26 protein-coding genes are annotated in these 26,367 nt (G+C 69.0%); 12 read left to right on the plus strand and 14 right to left on the minus strand.

Annotation, left to right across the window (positions count from 1 at the left end):
• Positions 1-98: 98 nt before the first annotated feature.
• The 3 genes from Pmi06nite_RS12575 (at position 99) to Pmi06nite_RS12585 (ending at position 3,746) form a co-directional block, all read left to right on the plus strand.
• Positions 99-968, plus strand: coding sequence for a sulfotransferase family protein (locus Pmi06nite_RS12575; RefSeq protein WP_203953103.1), 870 nt, complete (start codon positions 99-101; stop codon positions 966-968).
• A gap of 19 nt (positions 969-987) precedes the next feature.
• Positions 988-2,139: a glycosyltransferase family 4 protein gene (locus Pmi06nite_RS12580; protein ID WP_203953104.1), complete on the plus strand. Its 1,152-nt coding sequence runs from the start codon at positions 988-990 to the stop codon at positions 2,137-2,139.
• 119 nt (positions 2,140-2,258) lie between these two features.
• Positions 2,259-3,746: an FAD-dependent monooxygenase gene (locus Pmi06nite_RS12585; protein ID WP_203953105.1), complete on the plus strand. Its 1,488-nt coding sequence runs from the start codon at positions 2,259-2,261 to the stop codon at positions 3,744-3,746.
• Positions 3,747-3,780: 34 nt separating this feature from the next.
• Here the strand turns inward: Pmi06nite_RS12585 and Pmi06nite_RS12590 are convergent, their stop codons facing one another.
• From Pmi06nite_RS12590 to Pmi06nite_RS12610, 5 genes are read right to left on the minus strand one after another with little or no spacing between them, the layout of a single operon-like run.
• Positions 3,781-4,761: a lysylphosphatidylglycerol synthase transmembrane domain-containing protein gene (locus Pmi06nite_RS12590; RefSeq protein WP_203953106.1), complete on the minus strand. Its 981-nt coding sequence runs from the start codon at positions 4,759-4,761 to the stop codon at positions 3,781-3,783.
• 5 nt (positions 4,762-4,766) lie between these two features.
• Complete coding sequence (locus Pmi06nite_RS12595; protein WP_203953107.1) at positions 4,767-5,627, minus strand: class I SAM-dependent methyltransferase; 861 nt, start codon at positions 5,625-5,627, stop codon at positions 4,767-4,769.
• Positions 5,624-6,712 carry a glycosyltransferase family 4 protein gene (locus tag Pmi06nite_RS12600; protein WP_203953108.1) on the minus strand — a complete coding sequence of 363 codons (1,089 nt, stop codon included), beginning with the start codon at positions 6,710-6,712 and terminating at the stop codon, positions 5,624-5,626. Before Pmi06nite_RS12600 ends, Pmi06nite_RS12595 begins: the two co-directional genes overlap by 4 nt.
• Positions 6,709-7,107 (minus strand): 6-pyruvoyl trahydropterin synthase family protein, encoded by a 399-nt coding sequence (locus Pmi06nite_RS12605; RefSeq protein WP_203953109.1) that lies wholly within the window; start codon positions 7,105-7,107, stop codon positions 6,709-6,711. The genes Pmi06nite_RS12600 and Pmi06nite_RS12605 overlap by 4 nt, the downstream gene beginning before the upstream one ends.
• Before the next feature lie 11 nt (positions 7,108-7,118).
• Positions 7,119-8,102 carry a zinc-dependent alcohol dehydrogenase gene (locus tag Pmi06nite_RS12610; RefSeq protein WP_203953110.1) on the minus strand — a complete coding sequence of 328 codons (984 nt, stop codon included), beginning with the start codon at positions 8,100-8,102 and terminating at the stop codon, positions 7,119-7,121.
• A 64-nt stretch (positions 8,103-8,166) separates the two neighbouring features.
• Between Pmi06nite_RS12610 and Pmi06nite_RS12615 the strand changes: the two genes are divergently transcribed.
• The gene (locus tag Pmi06nite_RS12615; protein ID WP_203953111.1) at positions 8,167-8,961 is read left to right on the plus strand and encodes a CDP-alcohol phosphatidyltransferase family protein; all 795 of its coding nucleotides are present in this window, start codon (positions 8,167-8,169) and stop codon (positions 8,959-8,961) included.
• Here the strand turns inward: Pmi06nite_RS12615 and Pmi06nite_RS12620 are convergent.
• Positions 8,951-9,616 (minus strand): DNA-binding response regulator, encoded by a 666-nt coding sequence (locus tag Pmi06nite_RS12620; RefSeq protein ID WP_203953112.1) that lies wholly within the window; start codon positions 9,614-9,616, stop codon positions 8,951-8,953. The genes Pmi06nite_RS12615 and Pmi06nite_RS12620 overlap by 11 nt on opposite strands.
• Positions 9,617-9,701: 85 nt before the next feature.
• Between Pmi06nite_RS12620 and Pmi06nite_RS12625 the strand changes: the two genes are divergently transcribed.
• Positions 9,702-10,589, plus strand: a complete 888-nt coding sequence (locus Pmi06nite_RS12625; RefSeq protein ID WP_203953113.1) for an aldo/keto reductase — start codon at positions 9,702-9,704, stop codon at positions 10,587-10,589.
• A 66-nt stretch (positions 10,590-10,655) separates the two neighbouring features.
• Here the strand turns inward: Pmi06nite_RS12625 and Pmi06nite_RS12630 are convergent, their stop codons facing one another.
• Complete coding sequence (locus Pmi06nite_RS12630; RefSeq protein ID WP_203953114.1) at positions 10,656-11,720, minus strand: glycerophosphodiester phosphodiesterase family protein; 1,065 nt, start codon at positions 11,718-11,720, stop codon at positions 10,656-10,658.
• A gap of 311 nt (positions 11,721-12,031) precedes the next feature.
• Between Pmi06nite_RS12630 and Pmi06nite_RS12635 the strand changes: the two genes are divergently transcribed.
• Positions 12,032-13,531: a purple acid phosphatase family protein gene (locus Pmi06nite_RS12635; RefSeq protein WP_203953115.1), complete on the plus strand. Its 1,500-nt coding sequence runs from the start codon at positions 12,032-12,034 to the stop codon at positions 13,529-13,531.
• Between the two features lie 229 nt (positions 13,532-13,760).
• Complete coding sequence (locus Pmi06nite_RS12640; protein WP_203953116.1) at positions 13,761-14,213, plus strand: hypothetical protein; 453 nt, start codon at positions 13,761-13,763, stop codon at positions 14,211-14,213.
• 15 nt (positions 14,214-14,228) lie between these two features.
• Here Pmi06nite_RS12640 and Pmi06nite_RS12645 read toward each other — a convergent pair whose 3' ends face one another.
• The gene (locus tag Pmi06nite_RS12645; protein ID WP_203953117.1) at positions 14,229-14,780 is read right to left on the minus strand and encodes a DUF4240 domain-containing protein; all 552 of its coding nucleotides are present in this window, start codon (positions 14,778-14,780) and stop codon (positions 14,229-14,231) included.
• 231 nt (positions 14,781-15,011) lie between these two features.
• On the opposite strand from Pmi06nite_RS12645, the gene Pmi06nite_RS12650 reads away from it, so the two are divergent.
• Positions 15,012-17,462 carry a M14 family metallopeptidase gene (locus Pmi06nite_RS12650; protein ID WP_203953118.1) on the plus strand — a complete coding sequence of 817 codons (2,451 nt, stop codon included), beginning with the start codon at positions 15,012-15,014 and terminating at the stop codon, positions 17,460-17,462.
• 98 nt (positions 17,463-17,560) lie between these two features.
• Here the strand turns inward: Pmi06nite_RS12650 and Pmi06nite_RS12655 are convergent, their stop codons facing one another.
• The 3 genes from Pmi06nite_RS12655 to Pmi06nite_RS12665 form a co-directional block, all read right to left on the minus strand.
• A complete protein-coding gene (locus Pmi06nite_RS12655) occupies positions 17,561-18,970 on the minus strand; it encodes a pyridoxal phosphate-dependent decarboxylase family protein (RefSeq protein WP_203953119.1) in 1,410 nt (469 codons plus the stop codon).
• Positions 18,971-19,100: 130 nt separating this feature from the next.
• Positions 19,101-19,976, minus strand: a complete 876-nt coding sequence (locus tag Pmi06nite_RS12660; protein WP_239113854.1) for a D-alanyl-D-alanine carboxypeptidase family protein — start codon at positions 19,974-19,976, stop codon at positions 19,101-19,103.
• A gap of 113 nt (positions 19,977-20,089) precedes the next feature.
• On the minus strand, positions 20,090-20,815 hold the full coding sequence (locus Pmi06nite_RS12665; protein ID WP_203953121.1) for an alpha/beta fold hydrolase: 726 nt from the start codon (positions 20,813-20,815) through the stop codon (positions 20,090-20,092).
• Between the two features lie 86 nt (positions 20,816-20,901).
• Between Pmi06nite_RS12665 and Pmi06nite_RS12670 the strand changes: the two genes are divergently transcribed.
• Complete coding sequence (locus Pmi06nite_RS12670; protein ID WP_203953122.1) at positions 20,902-21,510, plus strand: TetR/AcrR family transcriptional regulator; 609 nt, start codon at positions 20,902-20,904, stop codon at positions 21,508-21,510.
• A gap of 371 nt (positions 21,511-21,881) precedes the next feature.
• Positions 21,882-22,871, plus strand: coding sequence for a hypothetical protein (locus Pmi06nite_RS12675; protein WP_203953123.1), 990 nt, complete (start codon positions 21,882-21,884; stop codon positions 22,869-22,871).
• Here Pmi06nite_RS12675 and Pmi06nite_RS12680 read toward each other — a convergent pair.
• Positions 22,809-23,354, minus strand: coding sequence for an SAF domain-containing protein (locus Pmi06nite_RS12680; protein WP_203953124.1), 546 nt, complete (start codon positions 23,352-23,354; stop codon positions 22,809-22,811). The genes Pmi06nite_RS12675 and Pmi06nite_RS12680 overlap by 63 nt on opposite strands.
• Positions 23,355-23,976: 622 nt before the next feature.
• On the opposite strand from Pmi06nite_RS12680, the gene Pmi06nite_RS12685 reads away from it, so the two are divergent.
• Positions 23,977-24,618, plus strand: a complete 642-nt coding sequence (locus Pmi06nite_RS12685) for a DUF6928 family protein (RefSeq protein ID WP_203953125.1) — start codon at positions 23,977-23,979, stop codon at positions 24,616-24,618.
• A gap of 29 nt (positions 24,619-24,647) precedes the next feature.
• Here Pmi06nite_RS12685 and Pmi06nite_RS12690 read toward each other — a convergent pair whose 3' ends face one another.
• On the minus strand, positions 24,648-24,998 hold the full coding sequence (locus Pmi06nite_RS12690; protein WP_203953126.1) for a YciI family protein: 351 nt from the start codon (positions 24,996-24,998) through the stop codon (positions 24,648-24,650).
• 43 nt (positions 24,999-25,041) lie between these two features.
• Positions 25,042-25,638 carry a dihydrofolate reductase family protein gene (locus tag Pmi06nite_RS12695; protein ID WP_203953127.1) on the minus strand — a complete coding sequence of 199 codons (597 nt, stop codon included), beginning with the start codon at positions 25,636-25,638 and terminating at the stop codon, positions 25,042-25,044.
• A 126-nt stretch (positions 25,639-25,764) separates the two neighbouring features.
• Between Pmi06nite_RS12695 and Pmi06nite_RS12700 the strand changes: the two genes are divergently transcribed.
• Entirely contained in the window at positions 25,765-26,265 is a 501-nt protein-coding gene (locus tag Pmi06nite_RS12700) for a hypothetical protein (RefSeq protein ID WP_203953128.1), read from the plus strand.
• Positions 26,266-26,367: the final 102 nt, after the last annotated feature.

Genomic DNA, 26,367 nt, shown 5'->3' on the forward strand with positions numbered 1-26,367 from the left:
AAGAAGTAGGTTTATAGAGTTATTCAGACTTTGTGCACGTGTACATTCACAAGGAACTCTCAGTGAATTATTAGAAAAATCGAGTAGTCTCTCCCGCTATGACCTGGCAGCGGAAGGTCAATAACGCCTTCATCAAGTACGCAGGATTCCAGTTCAATCGAGTAGGGAAAGCAGGGCCGGCGGAGGCCGCGCCGGAGGAGTTGGTGCGGCCGCCGGAGGATCCACGGATCGATCGACTACTGGCTGCGCCGATCTTCATCCTGTCTCCTGTCCGCTCGGGTTCCACTTTGCTGAGGGCGATGCTCAACGCCCACTCGATGTTGCACGCCCCCCACGAGCTCCACGTGCGGCGGCTCTTCGTGAACTTCGGGACCCCGCTGGCCGAGTCGGCGATGAGCGCCCTCGGCCACAACAGGGCCGACCTGGAACATCTGCTGTGGGACCGGGTGCTCCACCGGGAACTCGTCAAGAGCGGCAAGCGCTTCATGGTGGACAAGACTCCGGCGAACGCCTTCGCCTACCAGCGGATCACGGCCTGCTGGCCCGACGCGCGGTTCATCTTCCTGCTGCGTCACCCGGCGTCCATCGCGACCTCATGGCACGAGGCCGACCCGGAGAAGCGCACTCCGGAGGAGGCGGCATTGGACGCCTTGCGTTATATGAAGGCGGTCGAGCGGGCGCGTAAGGCGCTTTCCGGCCTGACCGTGAGATATGAGGACCTGACCGCGGAGCCGGAGAAGGAGACCCGCCGGATCTGCGAATTCCTCGATGTTCCCTGGGAATCCGGGATGCTGACTTACGGCGATCTGGGCGTCGCGGAGAAGGGCCTCGGCGACTGGAAGGACAAGATCCGCTCCGGTCGCGTCCAGGCCGGCCGTGACCTGCCCTCCGAGGATGAGATCCCCGACGCGCTGAAGCCGATGAGCGCGCGCTGGGACTACCTTCCCCGTACGGCGGAGCGGACATGAGCCGTCGCGGGACGGTGCGATGAAGATCCGCTACATGCTCCTCCACGCCTACGGCATGGGGGGCACCATCCGCACGGTCCTCAACCAGGCCAACGCCATGGCCGCCGCCGGGCACGACGTAGAGGTGATCAGCACGGTCCGGCGGCGCGACGAGCCGCAGTTCGAGATCGATCCCCGCGTGCGCCTCACGGCCCTGGCCGACCAGAGGGGCGGGGTGCGTCCCGACTCCGTGGGCCGCCGGGCCTGGCGCATGATGCGCGGCAGGCTCGTTCCGGTCGGGGAGTTCAAGGCCGAGTACTTCACCGAGCGGGTGGAGCGGGCGGTCATCGACTACGTCTCGTCGCTGAAGGACGGGATCCTGGTGACCACCCGGCCGGCCCTGAACCTCATCTCGGCCCGCCGCACCCCCGGGAGCGTGGTCCGCATCGCCCAGGAGCACATGAACCTGGGCACCTACCCGGAGACCGTGCGCAGCGACATCGCCCGCCACTACTCCCGGTTCGACGCGGTCGTGACGCTGACGGCGAGCGACCGCGACGACTACCGCGATCTGCTGCCCGGCACCCGCGTCGAGTGGCTGCCGAACGCCGTCGCCACGCTCGGCCGGACGCCCTCCCGGCAGGAGAACCCGCTCGTGGTCGCCGCCGGCAGGCTCGTCGGGCAGAAGGGCTTCGACATGCTCATCCCGGCGTTCAAGCAGGTCGTGGCGCGCAATCCGGAGTGGAGCCTGCGCATCTTCGGCACCGGCCCGAAGAAGGCCGACCTCAACGCGCTGATCGACGAACACGGGTTGGCCGGCAACGTCACACTCATGGGCCGCAGTGACCGGCTCGACCAGGAACTGGCCAAGGCGTCGATCTACGTGCTCAGCTCCCGCTTCGAGGGTCTGCCGATGGTGATGATCGAGTCGATGGCCCACGCGCTGCCGATCGTCGCCTTCGACTGCCCGACCGGTCCCGGCGACGTTCTCACCCAGGAACTCGACGGTCTGCTCGTGCCGGGCGGTGACGTCGAGGCGCTGGCCTCCGGCGTGAACCGGCTCATCGCCGACCGCGATCTCCGTGTCCGGATGGGCGCGGCCGCCGCCGCGACGGCCCTGGAGTACTCGCCGCAGAAGGTCATGCCGATGTGGGAGAGCCTGTTCGCCGACGTCTCCGCCGCCGCCCGCTGAAGAGGTCGCACGGCTTCGACCTTGGGTCCAACCCGACAAATAAGTGTCATTTGTCGGGTTTAGGGTATTTCGTCCCCTTGTGGTGGGTCTCTCAGCGAGATCCAGCGGAAAGGGACGACATGGCTGCCGTAACGGACGTGGTGGTCGTGGGGGCGGGCCCCACGGGGTTGCTCGTCGCGGGCGATCTCGCCACGGCAGGTCTGTCCTGTGTGGTCCTCGAACGCCGTCACGGCGAGTCGAACCTGAGCCGCGCGGCCGGCGTTCACGCGCGCACGCTCGAGGAACTCGACGCGCGCGGTCTGGCGGACGACTTCGTGGCGGCCGGCCTCCCCATCGACACGCTGAAGGTGTTCGGGCGTGGGGTGCTCGACCTGTCCTGTCTGGACACCCGCTTCCCGTACATGCTGGCCATGCCGCAGTTCATGACCGAACGGCTGCTCACGGAGCGGGCCAGGAAGATGGGCGTCGAGTTCGTGCCGGGCGCGGAGGTGACGGGACTGCGCCAGGACGCCGACGGGGTGGACCTCGACATGCGGACCCACGACGGCCAGGAGTCCACCTGGCGGGCCCGCTACGTGGTGGGCGCCGACGGGGTGCGCAGCGCGGTTCGGCGCTCGCTCGGCCTGCCCTTCCCCGGCCTCTCCGTGGCGCGCTCGCTCCTGCTGTGCGACGTGCGGATGACCGACCCACCGCCGAACGTGCTGACGGCGGACGCGGTCAGGGACGGGTTCGCCTTCGTGCTGCCCTTCGGCGACGGCTGGTACCGCGTGATCGTGTGGAGCCGGCGAAGGCGGCGGCCCGACTCGGCCCCGGTGGAACTCGGCGAGATCCGCGAGATCACCCGGAGGGTGCTCGGGACCGACTTCGGCATGCACGACCCCCGCTGGATGTCGCAGTTCCAGTGCGACGAGCGGCAGGTGCCCACCTATCGCGTGGGGCGGGTCTTCCTCGCGGGCGACGCCGCGCACGTGCACTCCCCGGCGGGTGGTCTCGGGATGAACACGGGCTTGCAGGACGCGGCCAACCTCGCGTGGAAGCTCGCCGCCGTGATGCGGGACGGGGCGCCGGCCTGGTTGCTCGACACCTACGGCAGCGAACGGCACCAGGCCGGCGAGCTCGCCCTGCGCACCAGCGGCAGGCTCCTGCGCAGCGCGATGGCGCGTCCCCGGACGTTGCGCGCGGCCTGGCGGGCGCTTCTCCGGGTCGGGATGCGTTTCCCGTCGCTGGCCCGGCGCATGGCGGAGACGATCTCGGGGATCGGCCTCGCCTATCCCGCGGCGGCCGGCGCCCATCCGCTCGTGGGCCGCCGAGCGCCGGACATCCCGCTGGCCGGTCCCGGCCCGAAGAGCGTGTACCAGGCGTTGCGTTGCAGACGCTGGCTGCTGGTCGCGCCTGAGGGCTCACGGGTCCCTGCCCAGGCGGCCGCGGGGTGGGACGGCCGGGTGCGGGTCGTCACGGCGGGCGGCGCGACCAGCACGCTCGTGCTCGTCCGCCCCGACGGGTACATCGCCTGGGCGGCCGGTGCGGGATCCGAGTCATCCGCCGATCGGATCCGCACGGCCCTGGCCGAATGGTGCGGCCCGCCGCCGACCCCCGTCAGCCACTGACCCGATTCCCCGGGGAGCCGGCGCCGCCGGGCGTTCACCGGACGGCGGGGTGGACCGTCCCGCTCGGCCGCGGACTGTCCTGGCCGTGCCGCCGGCCGCCGCGGCGCAGGAACAGCACCACGGCGCCGGGCAACGTGGAGACGAACGTGAGGACGCCGTAGACCACCGCGGCGGTGAGCCCCTGGGTGGCTCCCAGACCCGTGACGCCGAACGCCAGGGTGGAGACGGCCTCCCTCGGCCCCCAGCCTCCGATGTTCACCGGCAGGCCCATCACGAGGAGCGTCAGGACCAGCGGCGGCAGCAACTGCGCGACCGTCGCGTGCGATCCCGCGGTGCGGGCGGCGACGAGGAAGAGGACGAGGTGCCCCGCCACCGCGCCGGCGGACAGCAGCGCCACCCGTGGCCAGACGTCGCGGGCGAGCAGGGCGGTGCGCCCCTCCGCCCATGCCGTCGCGAGGGCGCGATGCCACGGCGCCCCGCCCCGCCGCGACAGGGTCCATCCGCCGATCACGAGGAGGACGGCGAGCAGGACCAGTGCGCCGATCGTCAGCACGCGGCTCGGAGCGAGGTCGTGGGCCACGGCCGAGATCAGTGCGGGCTGGGTGAGCAGCACTGCCACACCCACGGCGATGAGCACCACCTGGCCGGCGAACCGTTCGAGGACCACGGCGCGCACGCCCCGGCCCACGTTCCCGGACTGCCGGCCGTGACTCACCGCCCGGTGGACGTCCCCGAGGACCCCCGCGGGCAGCAGCACGTTGAGGAACAGCGCCCGGTAACAGTCCGCGACGGCCGTCGGCAGCGACAGCCGAAGGTCGAGGCGACGTGCGACGAGACACCAGCGCCAGGCGCTGACCACGGTGGTCGCCAGGCCGATCATGAGGGCCGCGATCGCCGACCAGCCGTCGATCACGCGAAGCCCGTCCACGAAGGCGCCCGTGCCGAGACGCCACACGAGGACCCCCAGGATGCCCGCTCCGATGAGCATCCGCAGCCAGGGCCAGAGCCTGCGCATCAGCGTCACGCGGCGACCGCCCGCGGGGGGAGCACGAGCAGGTCGGTGTGGTGGAGGACGACGTCGAGCTCGCCCGCCCGGCAGGCCTGGAGCCTTCTGCGCAGGTAGGGATCCGCCTGGGACGAGAGGTCGGGCCGCTGCTCGCAGGCGGCGGCGACCCATCCGCGCAGCCATTCCTCCGCCAGCGCGGCGGAGTCCGCGCCGAGCCGCCAGGGGCTGGGCCGGCTCCGCACCACCGCTCCACGACGCTCGAAGGCCTTGGTGGCGGCGTCGGGGGCGTCGGGGCCGAGCAGACGGCGGCCTCCGATCGTGCGTCGCTGATGGGCGTTGAAGGCCTCGGCCAGCTCGGCGTCGAGCGGGTCGGCGGGGGACAGGTCGGCCCTGCCCGCGACGGACAGGGTCAGCAGAGCCGGGCATCCGGCATCGACGCAGGCCGCGGCCAGGTCGTCGATCTCGTCGAACGTGAGCAGATCCAGCAGTGCGGACGCGGTCACCAGCGACGTGCCGCCGAAGTCCTCGGCGCGGAGAGCGGTGAGGTCTCCCTGGCGGGTCTCGACCGTCACCGCGCCTCCGCCGGCCGCCGCGGCGGGCACGCCCTCATCGACGTGGGCGAGCAACTCGGGATCACGATCACGGAGGATCCAGTGTTGCGGGCCGCGCAGCCGTCCGGCGAGCCACCGGACCTGCGAGCCGGTGCCGCACCCGAGATCCTGGATGACCAGCCGCTCCGGTGAGGCCTCCGCCAGGTAGGCCCGCAGCGGGTCGAGCAGCTCGGTCGCCCTGGCCGCGGCGTCCGCGCCCTCGCGCAACGCCAGCCAGTCCGGGGTGACTCGGGCCGGCTCGTCGCCGGATGCCGGCGTGCTCATCGTGTCCCTCCTTGTAGTCGTCCGAGCACGACGGCCATGCGCCGTGCCGTCTCATGCCACGGTTCCAGCCGCTCACGGCGATCACGCGCCGAAAGCCGGAGCCGGCGCCGCAGGCCGGGATCGCCGAACCAGCGGCGAAGCCCCGCCGAGATCGCCGCGGGGTCCTCCGGAGATACAAGGATTCCCGGCGGACCGCCGTCGGAAGCCTCGCCGAGGGTCTGCGGCACGCCGCCCACGGCCGTGGCCAGCACCGGGACCCCGCGTGCCAGCGCCTCGGTCACGACCATGCCGTACGTCTCCGAGCGGGAGGGGAGCACCACGAGGTCGGCGCCCGCGTACTCCCCGGCCAGTCGCTCACCCGTCAGCGGGCCTGCCAGTCGTACGCGGCCGGCGAGCCCGAGACGATCGATCAGCCGCCGCAGACGGCCGACATGCGCGGGATCCCGGCTCAGCGGCCCGACGATCTCGCAGCTCCAGGACGTCTCCCGGACCTCCGCGAGGGCCTCGACGAGCAGGTCGTGGCCCTTGGTCGGGGTCACGGAGCCGACGCAGAGCAGCCGGGAGGAGCCGTCGGTGCCGGACGCCAGGGGCGCGCCGTCGGCGCCGGGGGAGACCACGTGGACCCGTTCTCCCGGCAGCCCGTGGTGGTCGATCAGCCGGCGCGCCGTCCAGGGGCTGGTGGCCACGACGACTCCGGCGGCGTGCAGGGTCTCCCGTTCGAGGGCGTCCAGGTCCGCCGCCGCGCCGGGCTCCGGTCCGATCTCGTCGCCCAGGGGCAGGTGGACCAGAACCGCCAGGCGCAGCCGCCCGGCGTGCGGGACGATCACGTCGGGGACCCCGCACGCGACGAGCCCGTCGAGGAGGACGACCGCGTCATCGGGCACCGCGGCGAGCGATCGGGCGAGCTCCGCCCGGGCGTCGTCATCCGGACGCGGCCAGGCTCCCCGTACGGAGATCTCGTGGACCGGCAGACCGCCCGCCGCGAGTCCCTGGCAGACCCGGCGGTCGTAGACGTTGCCGCCGCTCGGGGCGGCCACGTCGTCGACGTCACCGGGCAGGACGGCGAACACGCCGGCCGTGCTCACAGGGTGCGCTCGTACGTCGCCCAGGCGACATGCGACTCGTGCAGGGAGACCGTGATCCCGGCGAGCCCGCGGGCCCCCTCTCCGAGCGCGCCCGTGTGGACCCGTTCGGCGAGCCGGTCGGCGATGACCTTGGCCAGGTACTCGGTCGAGGTGTTGACGCCGGCGAAGGCGGGCTCGTCGTCGAGGTTGCGGTAGTTGAGATCGGCGAGCACCGCGCTGAGCTCCTGGGTGGCCAGCCCGATGTCGACGACGATGTTGTCGGCGTCGAGATCGGTGCGGCGGAACGTCGCGTCGACCACGAACGTCGCCCCGTGCAGCCGCTGCGCGGGGCCGAAGACCTCGCCGCGGAAGCTGTGAGCGATCATGACGTGGTCGCGAACGGTGATGCTGAACAAGGTGGAACCTCTCAGAGCTGGGCGGGGTCGTAGACGATTCGGTGACACAGAGCGGAAAGATCGCCGGCGAGACGGGACATCACCCCGGGCAGGTCATCGAACCCGCTCTCGCCGGTGATCAGCGCGTCGAACACGGGATCGGCGAGCAGGCGCAACGCCAGCGACAGCCGGTCGGAGAAGCCGCGGCGCGCACGCCGGGCCGGGGACACCATGCCCACCTGGCTGCTGCGGACGGTCAGACGGCGTGAGTGGAAGAACTCGCCCAGGGGCAGGCTGACCCGGCGGTCGCCGTACCAGCTGAGCTCGATGACCGTTCCCTCGGGCGCGAGCAACTCGAGGGACCGGACCAGCCCCGCCTCGGTGGCGCTGGCGTGGACGACGAGATCGCACTCGCCCTCGGCCTCCTCGGGCGACGCGAAGCCGACGCCGAGCGCCGCGGCGACACCGGCCCGCGCGGGATTCACATCGACCAGTTGGACTCGGACACCGGGGAATCCGGCGAGCACCCCGGCCACGGCGCAGCCGACCATCCCGGCGCCGACGACGGCGATCCGATCGCCGACCAGTGGCGCCGCGTCCCACAGGGCGTTCACCGCGGTCTCGACGGTCCCGGCGAGCACGGCCCGCTCCGGGGGCACCCCGTCCGGCACGGGGACGACCGCCTCGGCGGGGACCACGTAGCGGGTCTGGTGGGGGTAGAGGCAGAACACGGGACGGCCGAGCAGATCGGGCGGCCCGTGCTCGACGACCCCGACGTTGAGGTAGCCGTACTTCACGGGCCAGGGGAAGTCGCCCTCCTGGAACGGCGCCCGCATCACGTCGTACTGGTTCTCGGGCACGCCGCCGCGCAGGACCAGGGTCTCGGTGCCCCGGCTCACCCCCGAGCAGAGCGTACGGACCCGCACCTCGCCTGGGCCTGGCTCCGGCAGGGCGACCGATCTGATCTCGCCCTCTCCGGGAGACGTGAACCAGAAGGCACGTGCCGTACGTATCACCGAGCATCTCCTCAACTGGTGGATAGATGGTGCATATGGGTACGAATGAGTACAGGGGTTCCGAATGACGGCACCGTCCATACGAACTACTCCAACAACACGTGCACAGTTCGGCGCGGGTTCAATCCACTGGGAACAGGCCGCCGGGGCGGGTGTCCAGGTCGGCCTGCTGGGCCTCCTCCACGCCGTCGTGGGCCTGAGCACGGCGAGCCTGGCCGCCGGGGTCGTCTACACGGCCGCCCTGTGGGTGTTCCTCGCCGTCGCCGCCCGGCGGTCGGGAACCCGCTCACTGGGCCCGGCCGATCATGTCACGCTGGCCCGTGCGCTGCTCGTCGGGGGTGTGACGGCGCTTGTGGCGGTCCTGGTGATGACGGATCACCCGGCCGGAGGGCTGTCGCTGGTGATCCTGGTCACACTCGCCACGGTGGCCCTGATCCTCGACGCCGTCGACGGTCAGGTCGCCAGGCGCACCGGGACCGTGTCCAAACTGGGCGCACGCTTCGACATGGAGGTCGACGCCTTCCTGATCCTGGTCCTGAGCGTCTACGTCTCGGTCTCCCTGGGCGCGTGGGTGCTGGTGATCGGCGCCATGCGGTACGCCTTCGTCGTGGCCGGCTGGACGATGCCCTGGCTGCGGTCGGCGTTGCCGCCGAGTTTCGCCAGGAAGGTCGTGGCGGCGACCCAGGGGATCGTGCTCGTCGTGGCCGCCTCGGGCGTGTTGCCGTACCCCGTCGAGGCCGTCTCGGTCGGAGCGGCGCTGGCGTCCCTGGTGTGGTCCTTCGGCCGCGACGTCGTCTGGCTCCGGCGCAACCGCCCCGTCCGGACGAAGGCGGCACCGGCCCGGTGGGCTAGCCGGTGAGGCCGAGTTCTCCCGCGCGCAGCCCGGCCTGGAACCGGGAATCGGCCTCCAGCGTGGCCATGAGTTCGGCGACCCTTCTCCGGTAGGTGCGCACGGACAGACCCAGACCTCTGGCCGCGGTCTCGTCGGTGTATCCGGCGCCGAGAGCGCGCAGGACGGCCCGGTTGTCGTCGTCGAGGTGAGGCCGGTCGCCGGACAGGTAGGCCGCCAGGTCGGTCGCATTGTCCCAAGCGGCGAGGAAGAGGGCGTGCACGCCGCTGACGAGCGCGGGCGAGGTGGTGACGGTGAACTCGCGTGGGCCCGGAGCCTCAGGGCTCGCGAGGATCATCACCCGCCGGTCGATGATGATCGTTTCGTGGGGGAGCGGGGCCGAGCTGATCCGCACCCGGCCGCCCGCGGCCGTGATCTCGTTCAGGTGCCGCCGCGACGCCTCGTCGGCGAGGGCTGACGGGGTGAGCAGCTTGCGCACCACGAAACCGGCCGTGCCGTCCGCGTGCATCCGGCCGCTGATCGCCTCCCGTGCCTCGGGTTGCGACCACGTGTCCAGATCGCGGGCCGCGCACACGAACTCGTGACGAGCGCCGGCGAACAGATGACCCGCGCGCGCGATGAGTTCCGCGTCACCGCGGACGGTCATGACCTGGTTAGCAGTCATTCATCCATTATGACCGGCCCGGCCGGGGTGGCAGCTTGTTGCCATCGCATCGACCCGGCTCCGCCGGCGGAGGAGTCTTGCCCTCATGACGACGAACGGATATTCGGTTTCTCCCGCCGCGCTCACAGGGGAGTTCCGCCTCGGCGGAGAACTGCCGGTCAACCGGCTCGGTTTCGGCGCGATGCGGCTGCCGACCGGCACCTTCGGCGGTCCCGCCCGCGACCCGGAGACGGGCATCGCGGTGCTTCGCCGCGCGCTCGAACTGGGTGTGAACCACATCGACACGGCGTGGTTCTACCGCCGGGGCGGGGTGGTGGCCAACGACCTGATCAGGACGGCGCTCGCGCCGTACGTGGACGGGCTTGTGATCGCGACGAAGGTCGGGCCGTTGCCGGACTCCTCGGGAGTGCCGAGCGGTGAGGCCGGCCCCGCGCAACTGCGCGGACTCGTGGAGGACAACCTGCGCGGCCTCGGCGTGGACCGGCTCGACCTCGTCTACCTGCGTGTGGGGGGCATGAACGCCCCCGGCGGCGTGTCGATCTCCGACCGGTTCGCGGCCCTGGCCGAGTTGCGCGAGGAAGGGCTGATCAGGCACCTCGGCGTGAGCAACGTCGACGCCGCCCAACTGGCCGAGGCTCAGCGGATCGCACCGGTGGCGGCCGTGCAGAACAGCTTTCATGTGCAGGACCGGGGCGACGCCGAGGTTCTGGACCGATGCGAGGAGGCCGGAATCGCCTTCGTGCCGTTCTTCCCGCTCGGCGGCGGGTGGCGGCCGATCGACGGAGCCCGTCTCGCGGGTGTCATGGCCCGTCATCAGGCCACGATGTCGCAGGTCGCGCTCGCGTGGCTGCTGGCGAGCTCACCGGTGATGCTCGCGATCCCCGGCACGGGCTCCCTCGACCACCTGGAGGAGAACATGGCCGCAGGGCGGATTCGCCTGACGCCCGACGACCTGGCCGCCCTCGACGATTGAGCACCGGGGCGCCCACGCAGACGGAGGCCGCCTGCGTGGGCGGTCGGGACGTTCGGGGTGTCGGGGTCAGCCGCGGGGGCCCCTGTACTGCCTGGGCAGGGTGAAGCCCCTGTCGGCGAGCACCGCCCGCAGGCGGTCGGGGTAGTCGGTGATGAGGCCGTCGACGCCGTCATCGATGAGCTTGTTCATGGTGGGCTCGTCGTCGACGGTCCAGGGGATCACCTTCAGGCCGAGCCGGTGGGCCTCGTCGACCATCGCCTTCGTGACGTACGGCCGGTAGCCGGGGTCGGTCACCTTCCCGTTCTGCGGGAACCCGTGGACGGGCGAGAAGGCCTTGGCCCCGAACGACTTGATCGCCTTCAGCGGGTCGCCGCCGAAGGCGTCGATGTCGATGCCGCCCAGCCAGGGCGACGCGCCGGGCTGGCCGGTCTGGAGGAAGTCGTAGTTGGTGAGCGCCACCAGCGGAAGCAGCGGCTCGACCTTCCGCATGCGCATGAGCGAGCCCCAGTCGAAGCTCTGGATCGTGACCTGCTTGATCATGTGAGCGCGACGGATCTCCCGCGCGGCGACCTGGACGAACTGCTCACGCGGCGCGGTCTCCGCCGGGGCGCCCGCCTCGACCTTGGTCTCGACGTTCAGCTTCACATCGTGCGCGTGGAAGCGCTTGACCAGGTCGAACACCTCGCTCAGCAGCGGCATCCGGGCCCCGGGGGCGGGCCGCTGCCCGGGGAACTCCGTCAGCGGCTTCGACCCGCAGTCCAGCGTCCTGACCTGGGCGAGGGAGAGCGTGTTCACATACTTGCCGACATAGGGGTATTCGGGGTCGCCGGGGGAGGCGGGCCCGGTGTCCTGGCACTTGCGGCCGTCCACCTTGCGGTCGTGCGTGACGACGGCCTTGCCGTCCTCGGTGATCTGGATGTCCAGTTCCAGCGTGCTGACGCCGACGCGTAGCCCGCTGGCGAAGGAGTCGAGCGTGCTCTCCACGACGAGACCGAGGCCGCCGCGGTGAGCCTGAAGGTCGAAGCTCCTGTGGTGATGTCTTCCTGACGAGGTCGCGAACGCCGGGTTCGCGAGGGCCACGACGGCCGCTCCGGCAAGTAGGGCCGCGGCGGTGCTGCGGAGTCTGGTCACATGCGTCTCCTGGTCCGTGTACGGAAGGGGCGTGCCCCGGACGGTGTGGCGCGATGGTGCAGAGAAGTCGTGGCACGACGGCCCGGGAAGCTTCGCGGGACCCGGGCGGGCGCGACCACGGATCCCAACCTGCCGATGATCCGTGACCCCTGAGGAAACGTCCGGAGAAGGCTCGACCACCTTCTTGTTCACGTCCGGGACGCTCCCGCGCGCATCGGCTCACGGCAGTACGGCGACGCGGCAGGCCGGGCGGGGCGGCACGTCGCGCACACGACGTTCCTCGGGCGGGGCCGGCCGTGCCGCTCGCCGGCATGGGCCCCGCACGCGCGTACGCCTCGGCCAAGCCCACGGACGTGATGCCCGTCAACCTGGAACTCGTGACGCTCACCGAGGACCGGGCGGTGATCACGTGGTACACCGGCGTGCCCGGCACGGACGACGGCCTGGGCCGGATGGTCCCCGCGCCCGCCGACGGAGAGGTGGTCTACGGCACCCATCCCTCGCGGCTGAACCGCGTCGCGGGCGGCATCCGCTCGCACACGCCCTACCACCACGTGGAACTGACCGACCTCGAACCTGGCCAGACCTACTACTACCAGGCGCGATCCAACGGCAAGCTCGCCTCGCCCATGGAGTTCACCCTCATCGCCGGCAACGCGGTGGGCACCTCCGACTACGGTCGCGGCACGAATGGCCCCTTCTCCTTCACGACGCCGCAGCCGCCACCGGGACGTTTCCTGTTCTCGATCGTGCTCTGCAACGACCTGCACATGGGTGAGACCCAGGCCGGGCTGGTCGGCGGCCAACCGCAGTACATCGGCATCTCCCAGGTTCCCGGACTCCCGCCGTACCCCGAGGTGATGCTGGAGTCCATGGTCGACGACGTCGCCAGGCTCGACCCGACCTACCTTCTGGCGGCCGGCGACATCTCGGCCGAGGCCGTGCCCGCCGACCTCAACCGGTCCCGGCAACTTCTGACCCGGTTCGGGCGGTACCGCGAGGACTACTTCGTCACGCGCGGGAACCACGATCGCGCGCACAGCGGGGACGCCTACGCCACCTGCCGGGTCGGCAGGTGGCAGGGCAACGACTGCTTCCAGGACGCCTACTTCCCCCAGGACGAGCTGACGTACTTCTCGAAGGACCTCTCGGGGCTGCACGTGATCGGCCTCGACACCTACGACAAGCCGGGCAACGGCGGCGACGCCGGCGGCATGTCGCCGGAGCAGATGTCCTGGTTCCAGGCCGATCTGGCCGCGCACAGGGACCAGCCGACCGTCGTCTTCGGGCACCACCCGCTCGTGATGACCGACTCGCCGTTCCCGATCACTCCGGGCAGTTCCCTCGACGCCGCCCAGGCGGCCTCGGTCCTCGGCGCGTACGCGAAGACCCCCGGCGTCTTCCTTCACCATGCCGGGCACACGCACCGCAACCACCGCACCGTCAGCCCCGCCGCGCCCGGCGTCACGCTGCAGGAGGTCGCCGCGGTCAAGGAGTACCCCGGAGGCTTCTCCCTGCTCAGGCTGCACACCGAGGGATACGCGCTGAACTTCTACAAGTGCCGCAGCGAGCTGGCGCGCGCGTGGAGCGAGCGCAGCCGGCAGGAGATCCTGGGCTACTGGCCGCAGTTCGCGCTGGGCAACCACGTCTCCGATCGCAACAGCGTCGCCAAGCGGGACCTTTCCGGGCTGCGGCGGCCGCACCACGGCCGGGGGCACGGCCATGGGCACGACGGCCACGGTCACGACGGCCACGGGCACGACGACCACCACGGCCGCTCACGCTCCGAGGTCGCACACAGCACGAACTGACCGACGGGACCCTCCGGACGGGCCGCCCGGGGGAAACACGTACGCGCTCACGTGGGGGTGCGGTGTTTCCTGCGGCCGTCCGCTTGCGTCTCCGGAGCGATCCCTCGGTGGAGGAGCCTGAGACGCGGTCAGGGAAGACGTCTTCCCTGACCGCCTGCCCAGCGGTGATGATGGCCGCAGCCCTCGGTGATCATCGTTGCCGGGGCGTCACGGGACGGGGTCGCATTGGGTGATTACAAGAAGGTCGTCGTCCGCGCGGCTGGGACATCCCTACCTGTTCGGCAATATCCCGCTCTGCCTCGATCGCGGCGGATCGGTCACCGTCACACGAGTCGGGTTCGGGGAGAATCTGGGGGACCTCAATGTGGACGCCTTCACCTTGCGGTCTTTCCACCGGCCGTTCGACAACGACGGCGTCAACCTGGGAGAGCCCATCGGACTTGAGGGACGTGCGTTGTCCGTCAAGCACGACGTCTCCCAGGCGTGCCAGCCAGAGGACTCTTCGAGGATGGAATTCGCGGAACTCGTGCTCCAGGTCTCACGCCGGACGCAGAAGACCGCGTTCGGCAGGGGCATCGTCGTCACCTATCTCTCCGACGGAGTGGAGCGCCGGTTGGGCATTTCCCTCGGCATCGGTTTATGCGCCCCCGCCGACGCACCGATCGAGAGCGTTTGCGACTGACGGCCTCGCCTCAGGTCACTGGGCCGGGCCGTAGAAGAGGGCCGTCAGCCGAGGCAGGCGGCGTCGCATCTCCTTTTCGTCGTCGAAGTCGAAGTCCCAGTCGGGATCCAGGCGGGGATGCCGGACCGAGAAGGACCACGGCGGCGGTTCCTCGCCCGTCACGGCCTGATATGCGTGCCAGGCCACGCTGAGGACGTCCTCCCCCTGAAGATCGTCGCCTTGGGCGTGTGCGCTCAGGACGGCGGGGAGGCCGGCGAGGGAGTCGGGGTCTTCGATCGCCTGGCCGTACGCCGCCTCGCCCTGGGCGACGAGCCAGCCCCGGAAGTAGTCGAATCCGTCGTCCGAGGCGCCGCCGTTGATCACATATGCGGCCGCCCACAGGTCCGCTCGATAGGAGGCGGTGAGCAGGTCCCAGAGCGGCGGTTCGCATGCGACGATCTCGGCCGGATCCCGCTGGGACAGCAGCGCGACCATCTGCCGGGCCACCGCCTCGGCGTCGTCGCGGGTTTCCTCGTCGAGTTCGGATCGCGCCTGGTCAACGAGGCGCCACACGTCATCGGTATTCATGCTCGCCGAGCGTAACGGGGGTGAATCGCTCGCGATGTATGTCTTTATCTCGAAATTTGACCATGGTCCATAAGTTCTAGATAAAGATTCTGTTACATTACCGGACGCACCAAATATAGAGATTTGGACCTTGACGATGATTCGCTATTTGACGAGGATCTTGATAATTGCGCACATTCTGCCGGGACACCCCCTCCCCGGGAAACCGTGTGCCAACTGGAGGAATCTGTCATGGGGCGTTCCATCAATGGCAGGGTCGGCCGCGTAGCGGTCGTACTGGCTCTGCCCATTGCCCTCACCCTCACCCTCAGCCCGAACCCCGTTCTCGCCGATCCCTCTCCGCAGACCGGTCAGGTCGTGCCGGATCGGCAGCCCAGCACCGACCAGAACGGTGTGGCGCTGCTCCGCATCGTCGTGCCCGACCAGGCGGCGGTGGACCGGCTCAACGACATGGGCGTCGACCTCGCCGAATACAAGAAGCCTCTCGACAACGGCATCGAGGTCCACGCCGTTCTCAGCCCGCAGGAGGCCCAGGACCTCCGCGACCAGGGCTTCGACGTGCGGGGCGCCATCTCCGACCAGACGGACTACGCCCAGAACCAGGCCGAGCGCAAGTCCGCGATCATGTCCGCGGAGGCCGCCCAGGACGAGCGCGACACGCTCACCCCGCTGCGCGCCGAGTGGTTCACCAGCCTCGACGACCAGCGATTCCTCTCGGTGGAGGTCAAGTCGAGCGCCACGGACGCCGAGACGGTGCTCACCGCAACGTGGGACAGCGGCCCGAAGACCGCGCCCGACTCCGGCGGCACGGCGACGATGTCGCGGTTCACCGACGCCGGCCAGTACATGTACCACCGGTTCAGCTCCCCGCTGCCGATCACCGCGGCCCCCACCAAGGTGACCATCACCAGCAGCCGCGGCGGCTCGGTCACCGTGCCGGTGAACAAGTGGCTCGGTGAAAAGCGCAAGCCGCCGAGCAAGCACTACGTCGAGGACTTCGTCGACCACTACATGGACCCCACTGAGGTCACGGGTCGCATCACCTCCCTCGCCAGGCAGTTCCCGAAGATCTCGCAGATCATCGACCTGCCGAACAAGACGAACGGCTACCGCCGGGCGGCGCAGGCGCAGTTCGGCACGGCCACGGCGAGCACCTTCTACGTGACCTCCAAGGCGTACGGAAGCGAGGGCGGCAACGACATCGGCGTGACGGTGGCGCAGCCGGCCACCGCCTCCGCCCCGCTGTCGATCGCGGTCGCCGGCAAGAACGTCACGGTCAACCTGGCCACCGACGCCACCGGCGCGATCAGCAGCACCGCCCGCCAGGTGGTGGACGCGGTCAACGCCGACACCGCCGCCGCGGCGCTGCTGACGGCGTCGACCTACCGGGGCAACGCGGGCGCCGGCCTGGTGGCCGCCGCGCCGGCGACGAAGCTGACCGACAACCTGAAGGCGCCGGCGAGCGTCTCGCGGGCCCCGTTCCAGATGAAGGCGCTGCGCATCGGAAAGAAGCGCGACGGCTCGAAGGTCGGCGTGTTCCTCTACTGCCAGGAGCACGCCCGTGAGTGGGTGACGCCTCTGACCTGTGTGGAGACCGCCGAGCGTCTGCTTCGGAACTACGACCGCGACCCGGCGACGAAGAAGCTGGTCGACAACCTCGACATCTTCATCATGCCGACGGTCAACCCCGACGGCGGGACGTACAGCTTCTACGACTACAACATGCAGCGCAAGAACATGACCAACTACTGCCCCGCGACCTCCGGTGACCCGGCGTCGCGTAACTCGTGGGGCGTCGACCTGAACCGCAACTTCACCGTCGGCTCGCTGTTCGACGGGTACAGCGGCGCCTCGTCGAGCTGCACCAGCGGCACGTTCGCCGGTCCGTCCGAGCTGTCGGAGCCGGAGACGCAGAACGAGGTCTGGCTGACCCACCAGTACCCGAACATCAAGTTCGCGATGAACACGCACTCCTACGGCGGCTACTTCATGTGGCCTCCGGGCGCCTACAAGACGGCGGGCCGCGAGCTGCTGCCGCGGGTCGACTTCGGCACGGAGAACTACTTCTGGAACGCCTCCAGCCACATCCTGTCGGCGGTGCAGGCGTGGCGCGGCACGGGGATCTGGCCCGGCCAGACCGGCCCCGTCCCGGACGTGCTGTACTCGGCGGCGGGCAACAGCGCCGACGAGCACTGGTTCAACCGCGGCATCATCGGCTGGGACTTCGAGGTGGGCGCGGACGTCTACAACGCGACCACCAAGCAGTTCGAGGCGGTGGGCTTCCAGCCCGACTTCGCCGAGGGACACGAGGAGGCGATGGAGTTCGCCAACGGCCAGCTCGCCATCCTCGAGGTCGCCAGGTCGTTCTCCGACGACAACGACCGGCCGAAGTCGAAGCTCGAGGTGACCGGCCGCACCGACTCCTCGGCCACGTTCACCTTCACGATGGACGAGCCGGCCAACGTGTACTACACGCTGGACGGCAGCCGGCCGACGCTGAGCTCGCCCAGGCTCGCCGCGGCGGGCATGCGTGAGGGCGCGCAGCAGATCACCGTCGACAAGACCACCGAGGTCCACTGGTTCGCCGTGGACATCGCGGGCAACGTCGAGGGCAACTACAAGCCGGACGGCCACAGCAACAGCTACCGCAAGGACACGGTCAAGGTCCGCAACGTCCGCTGACCCCCCTCCGTGATGTTCCGCACGGCCGCCGGTCTCCCGACCGGCGGCCGTCGCGCGTCATCGGCCCCGCGGAGACGTGCCGGCGACCGCGCTCATGTTCATCGGCCTCCGGCGTCCGGCCGGGCACAACGGAGGATCGCCTCGACCGACCGGTCCACGTCGTCCTGATCGGTCGACCAGTTCGACACCGATATCCGCATCGCGGCGCGGCCCTGCCAGACCGTCCCGCTCATCCAGCAGGTCCCCTCCCGCTGCACCCGATCCACCACCGCGCGGGTGTGACCGTCGTGGTCGCCGTCGGGGGAGAGGAAGCGCACCAGCACCTGGTTGAGGGACACCTCGTTGAGCACCTCGACGCCGTCGTGGGCGGCCAACCGTCCGGCGAACCTGCCCGCCAGTGTGCAGCAGCGCTCCACCAGGTCGGCGATGCCGGTGCGGCCGAGCGTCCGGATCGCGGCGTACACGGCGAACCCGCGGGCGCGGCGGGAGAAGTCGGGGGTGTAGTCGAGCGGGTCGCGTTCCCCGTCGGCGCCGTGGATGAGATAGCCGGCCCGGATGCCCATCGCGGCCCGGTGAGCCTCTGGATGAGCGCAGAAGACCATGCCGGAGTCGTAGGGCACGTTGAGCCATTTGTGGCCGTCGGTGGCCCACGAGTCGGCCATCTCGACGCCCGCCGTCAGGTGCCGCAACCGCGGGCTGGCCGCGGCCCACAGCCCGAAGGCGCCGTCGACGTGCACCCAGGCCCCGGCCTGGTGGGCGATCGCGCAGATCTCGCCCACGGGGTCGAACGCCCCCGTGTTGACGCCGCCGATCTGGGCGCAGACGATCGTCGGCCCACCGCCCTCCGCGAGCGCCTCGGCGAGCGCGTCGGGGCGCATCCGCCCCTGGTCGTCCGTTTCCACGGGGGTGATCGCGTTGCGGCCCAGGCCGAGGAAGCGCAGCGCGCGATCGATGCTGTCATGTCGCTGCCGGCCCGCCAGCACGCGCAGGCGGGGCGCCCCGGCCAGCCCGTCGGCCTCGACGTCCCAGCCTTCCCGGCGCAACATCTCGTGCCGGGCGGCGGCCAGCGCCGTGAAATTGGCCATCTGACCGCCGGTGACGAACCCTACCGACGTCTGGGCCGGGAGCCCGAACAGCCGCACCAGCCACTGTCCGGCGACCTCTTCCACCGCCGAGGCGGACGGGGCGAGGGCGGCCAGGCAGGCATTCTGGTCCCACGTGGTCGCGAGCCAGTCCGCCGCCAGCGCCGCCGGATGGGCGCCGCCGACGACGAATCCGAAGAAGCGGCCACTCGGTGTGTTCACCAGACCGGGCTCGGCCGCCGTGGCCAGCTTCGCGACCACCTCCCGCGCGTCCTCGGGGCCGTCCGGCAACGGCCCGCCGAATGCCTCGCGCAGATCCGGCCAGTTCATCGTGTTGCCCACCGGCCGGTCGGGCAGGCCCGTCAGATAGCCCAGAGACCTTTCGTACGCCTCGGTCAGGGGTGCGGCCCAGTCCGGCTTGTCCACCAAATCCTCCTCGCTAGCCGCGGGCGTCGATCTGAACGTGCACGCGCCCGACGGGTCGCCAGTCTGGCACCAGCTATCAACCCATTTGCCCGAGTATCAACCTTTAAGGCCGCGATGACGGTCGGCGGCTCTAGGCGGCGGCGCTGCGCTGGGGCGCCGGGTTGTCCGCCGCCCAGTCCAGCAGGGACTCGGCGGTGCGGAAACGCCTGCTGGAGACGTCCTCGCCGAGGATGACGCCGATCAACCGATGTCCCTGGCGGTCCGCCGCGAACGCCAGGCAGAAGCCCGCGGCCTGGGTGAAGCCGGTCTTCACACCGAGCGCGCCCGGCAGGTCGAGCATCTCGTTGGTGTTGTTCCACGTGTGGGCGCCGTGTGCCGCGGTCGAGCCGATGCTGTACTGCTGGGTGGAGGTCACCTTCTCGAACGTCTTGTCGCGCAGGGCGGCCGCGGCCAGCCGGGCCTGGTCCTGCGCGGTGGAGTAGCCGTCGCCGCTCGCCATCGGCAGTCCGTCGGGGTTGACGTAGTGGGTGTCCTTCAGCCCGAGTTGCTGGGCGGCGGCGTTCATCTTGTCGACGAACTTGTCGACGCCGGGGCCGTAGGTGCGGGCCATCGCGTGGGCGGCGTCCGCGCCCGACGGCAGCATCAGGCCGTAGAGCAGGTCTTTCACCTGGACGCGGTCGCCGGGATCGAGATCGGCACTTGTGCCGTCGTTGTCGTTGGCATACCGCTCGTCGTCACCGGTGATGGTGACGGTGTCGGTCAGCTTGGCCTGCCTGAGGACGACGTAGGCGGTCATCATCTTGGTGAGGCTGGCGATCGGCATGCGCCGGGCACCGTCGTCGTCCAACCGGACCGCGCCCGTCGAGGCGTCGAGCAGGTAGGTCGCCCGTCCGTAGACCGGTGGCGCGCTGTCCGCCGTGGCGGAGTGGACGGATGAGGCCGGTGCCTGTGCGGACTGGGCCAGCGCCGGCGCGGAGAACCCGGTGAACATGCCAAGAACGGCCATGCACACTACCGGGATAAATTTCCTTGTATGCATGCATTTGAGGCTGCCATGACATTAACGTCACTTCTGACCATATCTGGGTAAAATAATCCCGATTGTGGGTGTGGTGGGGCTTATGGGGCGAAAGTTTCCATGGATGTCATGGAATCGCCGGCTCGCGCGGCGCTCTCGATGAAACGGGCGATCCTCGCGGGATCGGCGAGCACGGTCAGGTGACCTCGTCCGGGCAGGTGAGTGAGACTGCCGCGGGCGCACGCCCGGAGGAACTCCTGTTCGTCGACGCGAAAGGGGTCGCGGGAGCCGTTCACCAGCCATACCCGGCCGGGATAGGCCGCGAGTGAGGCCAGGGGATCCTCGGCGGTGACGGCCTCGACGACCGAGGGCATCACCTCGCAGGAGACGCCTCCTGCGGCGAACGCCTCCGCGACCGGCCCCGGAAGCGCCCTGCGGAAGCCGTACACACTCAGGCGGCCGGCCAGCGAGGGGTTGCGGGCGGCGAGGCGGCCCGCGAGGCGGTAGACCGCGGCGCGACTCCCGGTGGGCTTCGCCGTGCAGCCCATCGCCACCAGGCCGGCCACGAGTGCGGGGTGACGTGCGGCGGTGGCGATGCCGACGTAGCCGCCGAGGGACAGCCCGGCGACGAGCGCCCGTCCGCCCAGATCGGTGATGCAGCCGGCGACGACCTCGCAGGCCGCGTCCATGTCGTACGGCATGCCGCGCCTGGAACCGTGCCCCGGCAGGTCCGGGGCGGCGGAGGGGCTCGTGAGATGGGCCCTGACCGGGTCCCACATCGTGCCGCTGACCCGGATCCCATGGATGAAGACGATCGGCGGTCCCATTGCGGCCTCCTCAGAGTACAACGCAACGGTGCGTTGTGTTTTCCTCAGAGTACAACGCAACGGTGCGTTGCACTACACTCCCGGACATGGCTCCTCGCAAGAAGCGGCAGATCCTGGACGCGACGCTCGAGTTGCTCGCGGAGAAGGGGTATGAGGGCCTCACCATCGAGGGCGTGGCCGGGCGATCCGAGGTCAACAAGACGACGATCTACCGCTGGTGGCCGTCCAAGGCGGCCCTGCTCGGCGCGGCGCTCGTCGAGGCGGAGGCGCTCGACTTCGAGGCGCCGGACACCGGCAGCCTCGCCGGAGATCTCCGGAGCCTGGTCGACGGCGTCACACGGTTGCTCACCGTCCCTCCGGCGTCCGACATCGCCGTCGCGGCGCTGGGCGCCGCCGTACACGATCCCGCCCTGGCCGACGCGGCGAAGGGTTTCTTCGCCGACCGCTTCGCCCGAGAGCTGCCGATCTTCGAACGGGCCCGTGAGCGGGGGGAGATCGACACGTCGGCCGATCCGATGATGATCGTCGATCTGCTCGCGGGCGCCGTCTGGTTGCGGGTCGTGTTCCGGCAAATGCCCCTGGACCAGGACTTCACCGACAGAGCGGTGGCCCTGGTCCTGCACGGCGTCCGCTCGCGTAGCGGACGTGACAGCAACCACCGGAAGGGGCGAAAGGCGAGAGCCCTTAGCGAGTAGAGCCCTCTCTGTCATCGCTGAACAGTTGCGCCTTTGCAGGCCGGTGTCGGCTACGGGGCCGGCGCATCCAATGGATCACGTGATGTCTATTGCGCGCAGCGTGAGCGGGGCCGATTATCGAGGTGTCCCGGGGGCGTGGGGTGGAAGGGACGCTCATATGAGCCCAGGAGGCTCCCGGCCAGCGGGGGATGCCGTCAACCGGGGCTGGAACTTCTTCTGTCGCCAGTGCCTGCACACATTTGGACCTGTAAGTCGACCACCGAGTCACTGCAGGTGTAGTCGATGCCCTGATTGCCTGGGGAAAGGCAGCGACATGCGAGATGCCGCCGACGGGGATCCTCCGCCAGTTCGACCACGCTGAGGGAGGATCTTTGTTCGAGCATTTCAGTCAGCAAATCGCCGGATCTTTTCCGAGACGCTTTCTATTCAACGCGTTGCTTCCGACTTTCGTATTTGCCAGCCTGACGATCTCGCTCGTGACGGCATGCCTGACGACCTTCACGCGTGTGTCGGCCTGGTGGGGGGCGTTGGACGCGGTCACCAAGGTTGTCGCCCTTCTTGGATATCTTGCCGCGATCTGGTTTCTGGCGGCGGCGGTATCCAGTCAGTGGCGAGGTATCGTTCGCCTCTTTGAGGGCTATCCACTGCGGCGCCTGAGCGTGCTTCTTGGTTGGAAGACTGTTCCGGGAGTCAGGTGGCATACAGAACGAATGCGGGTTCTTCTTGATGATAGAGACGGGGCGGTGCCGGATGTTGTCTCGGTGTATTACCGTTACTCCGGGGAAGAGTCCTCGGTTTTTCCCACGCGATTAGGAAATGTGCTGCAAGCGGCGGAGAATTACCCGAGAGATAGATACGGGGTCGACACGATCTTATTCTGGCCACGGCTATTCTCGCTGCTTCCGGAGCAATTTCAGCGGGACTATGAGGAATATGTGGCAAATTACGAATTCCCGCTGGTCGTATCATTTCTGGCGTCGATTGCCACGACCATTTCCGGGATGGCAATGCTGTTGACAGGGCAGCCACCTTTGTTGTACGGGCTGGTCGTGGGCGGAGGATTCGTCGCAGCATATGTCGCTTACCGGTTCGCCCTGAGTGGAGCGGAAGAACTCGGCGAACAACAAAGAACCGCTTTCGATCTCTACCGAGATAAGCTTCTGGAAATGTGGCCGACGGCTGATGACGTGCGCGATGAACGAGACGCCTTCAATATGATTACGAGATTCGTGGTTATGGGGGGCGCGCCGGGATGGTCGGACAGCCAGAATCGGCACCGTGCTCGCCGAGACAATGGGTCACGGACGGACGTAGGCCCTCAGGCGCGCGACGGAGACGTGACTGGTGCCGAGGGCGTTTAGCATGGTCTTCGATTCGTCCGCGGTTATCGCGACCACCACGACCTCTCTTGTCACGTCCACCACAAGAACGTTGGTGAGCTGCGCAGATGTGGTATCAGGGGCAGTGGTCGACAACAGCACGTTCACGTGGTCTCCGCGAGCCAGTCGACCTCCCAGGGTGGTTTCGGATGTCGCCTTGATAGATGTGAACAACATTCCATCCAGATCCGTTCGGGCTAATAGTGGTCCGAGTGAAGACTCAGCGAACGGTTTGTCTTTGGTGAGGGGGGCGAGGGTGTATCGTCCGACCAGCGAGTCCGGGTTGTTCATCGGTTCTTGTGGAAGGTCTTCTGCGGGCATCTCTTGTAAGCGGATGTCTCGTTCGGTGACTCGATGAAATGCAGGCAGATCTGCAGTCGCGACGTACACCTTCTGGGGATGGCGTGCGGCGATGAGAATCACGATTCCGCCGAGTATGACCGCGCTTAACAGCGTGAACGCCACACGAGACAGGCTCCAGGCTCTGCGTGTGGGGTTGTGGGATTCGGGCGAGGGCACGATCGTAAATTAGCGCTCGTGGCTTGTGCCCGGGTCGGCTCTGCTTCCCATCGGCTGGGCGCGGCTTGGGCCGATTCGACCTCGAAGACGAAGGGGCGGTGGCCTCGCGGTTTCACGTCGCAGTGCGACGTCGGCGGCCAACTGCACCAGGTCGTTCCTGTCTCCGCGACCTCGAACTCCTCGGCCAGCCACCTTTGTGTGACTCCCGGGAGTCGGTCGAGGGTGGCCAGTCGGGAGGTGAGCAGGACCGGTAGGTGGTGTGGAGCACCTTGATGGCGGTGATTCTCAGCAGGATCCGCTCTGTGCGGACGGCGACGAAGGTCAGTACTTCAATCGCGTCGAAGACGCTTCGGAAGGGATCCTCCAGCATGGTGACCAAAACCGGCACACCCTGCATCCTGACCGGCTCGCCCTCATGTGCCGAGCATGCCACGGACGGCACCGGCCGTAGCGCGCGATGACCGTGCTCACCGATGCACGAAGCCGAGCACCGGGGCGACGGCGCGAGGAATGTCACGCGGGCCCGCTATGGTCCCTCCGACTCTCCACTATCGAAGCGGGATCGGACATGGGCGCGAAGACAGGTCTCCTCATACACGCGGAAGGCGACGTGGCCGATGCGCTGCAGGCGCGACCGGCACTCGACAGGGACGCCTGCCGTCGCCTGATCTCCAGGATGTCCGCCGGCAAACAGATCACGCAGATCGAGGACGGGACCCTCGGCGATGACGTCTATCCGCCTAAGGGAACCGTCTACCTGGGATGCTTCCCCGGCCTCGACATCATCACCGGCCAGCATCTGATGATCGACCGACCGTCACTGCTGGCCGCTGAGTACGTCGCCCACGACGGCAGGCGCACCTACCTGCACGCGATGCACAGCGTGGTCGACTGGCTGGCGTTCGGCGTATGGCACGACGGGACGCTCGTCCGCGCGCTCAGCCTCGCTCCCGATGAGGGGATCATCGAGAACGTCGGTGAGGTCATGCCGTTCGAGGTGCCCTACTGGGCCGAGGATCATCCGGTGGAAGCCGAGTTCGGGGAGGAACCGTATCCCTTCCCCTTCCACCCTCTGGACCTCGGAGAGGCGGCGCTGGAGAGGTTCTTCGGCTTCTGCGTCGAAGGTTCTTCCAGCGACTTCGATGACTTCGCCGACATCGACCCTTTCGAGATCCCTCTCATGGGATTCCGCTTGACCGACGCCGAGTGAATTTCGAGTGCAGCACTGGTCTCCAGGCGTCAGGCCTCGTCTTCGAACGGCCGCACCTCGATCGGGAGCAGGCCGATCGCCTGGGCGAGCCTGCTGCCCCATTCGAGCGCCGCGTCGAGATCGGGCGCCCTGATGATCGTGAACCCGCCGAGGTGTTCCTTGCCCTCCGCGTACGGTCCGTCGGTCATGAGCACGTCGCCGTCCTTGACCCGCAGCACGGTCGCCGTGCTCGCCGGGTGCAGACGACTGGCGAAGACCCACACGCCGGCGGCCTTCATCTCCTGGTTCAGAGCGTCGAGGTTCCGGGTGATCGGATCCATGATCTCGGGCGGGGGCGGGTCCCCGTCGGGCTGGATCACGCTGAGCATGTACTGCTTCATCGGGTGCTCCTTTCGCGCTTGGACGAGTGCGTCGGCGTCGATGTCAGGCGTCGACGGAGGCGGCCGGCCGGTAGGTGGCGATCACCACGCCAGTGGTCGTCGTCACCGAATGGGTGAGCCGGAGTCCGGCCGGCGGGCCGGCGTCGGGGAACAGGCGGCGCCCCGATCCCAGGACCAACGGATGGATCAGCAGCTTGTACACGTCGACGAGATCCTGCCCCATCAGTGACCGGACGAGCTCCCCGCTGCCCAGGATCGCGAGGTCCTTGCCGGGCTGCTCCTTGAGCTCGGCCACGGCCTTGACGGCGTCGCCCGCCAGCAGCGTGGAGTTGACCCAGGGGAGAGGCTCGGTCAGCGTCGTCGACGCGACGTACTTCTGGGTCTTGTCCAGCACCTCGGTGAAGGGGTTCGGCTCCGGTTGAGCGGGCCAGAAGGCGAAGAACTGCTCGTAGGTCCGCCGGCCGAACAGCAGTTCGGCGCCGCCCATCCCCTTCGCCATCTCGCCGCCCATCACCGCGTCGTTGCCCGGCTGTGCCCAGCCACCGTGCTCGAACCCGTCGCGCACGTCCTCGTCAGGCGTGCCCGGCGCCTGCATCACGCCATCGAGGGTCACGTGTTCGATCACAACGATCTTCCGCATGCGCCCGCATCCTCCGGCCGTCCGCCGCCGGCCCGGTGCCGGCTTCTCATCCTCTGTACGAACGGCCTCCGGCGGGATCGACATCGGACGCGGCAGGGATTTCGGCCGGCCGCCATGATTGGCGTTGTGATCGGAATGTCAGCGTCGGAACCCCGGCCGTGGAGTAGGTACGCCTTCACACTCGCGGGTCTCGCGGTCGTGTTCGGCGGGGGAGTCTGGCTCAGGGACGTCTGCGACCCGCCCGCGCACGTATGGGAAGAAGGGGTCACGGCGCTCGGAGGCTACGCGGCCGCTCATCCGTTGCTCGCCCTCGGATACGTCGTCGGCGGGAGTCCGATACTGACCGTCCCGGTCGTCTGGTCCCTCTGGCGCGAACTCCGGACGACCTGGACGCTGAGGAACCGCCTGGCTCTCTACCTCATCCTTCTCGGCATCGCGGCGGCGGCGGCCCTCACGGCGGCTCTCACGCTGTCCGGCGAGGACACCCCAACCAATTTCCTCTACTACACGGTCCTGGGAGTTCTTCTGGCCACCGCGCTGCCCGGTGCGGGCGGGCTCGTGCATGTCGTGTTCGCCTGGCGCGCGGATCGCAAGGCCGGCGTCGACGCGGCAGAGCCCACGACGTAACGTGACGTGGCCTGGCCGGGAGCCGGCCAGGCCACGCACAAGGTCGGACGGCTAAAGCGCCGAGGCGGCGATCACTTCGGAGACCAGCGCGCCCGCCGTGCT

This window comes from Planotetraspora mira (assembly GCF_016863275.1).
Lineage (GTDB): Bacteria > Actinomycetota > Actinomycetes > Streptosporangiales > Streptosporangiaceae > Planotetraspora > Planotetraspora mira.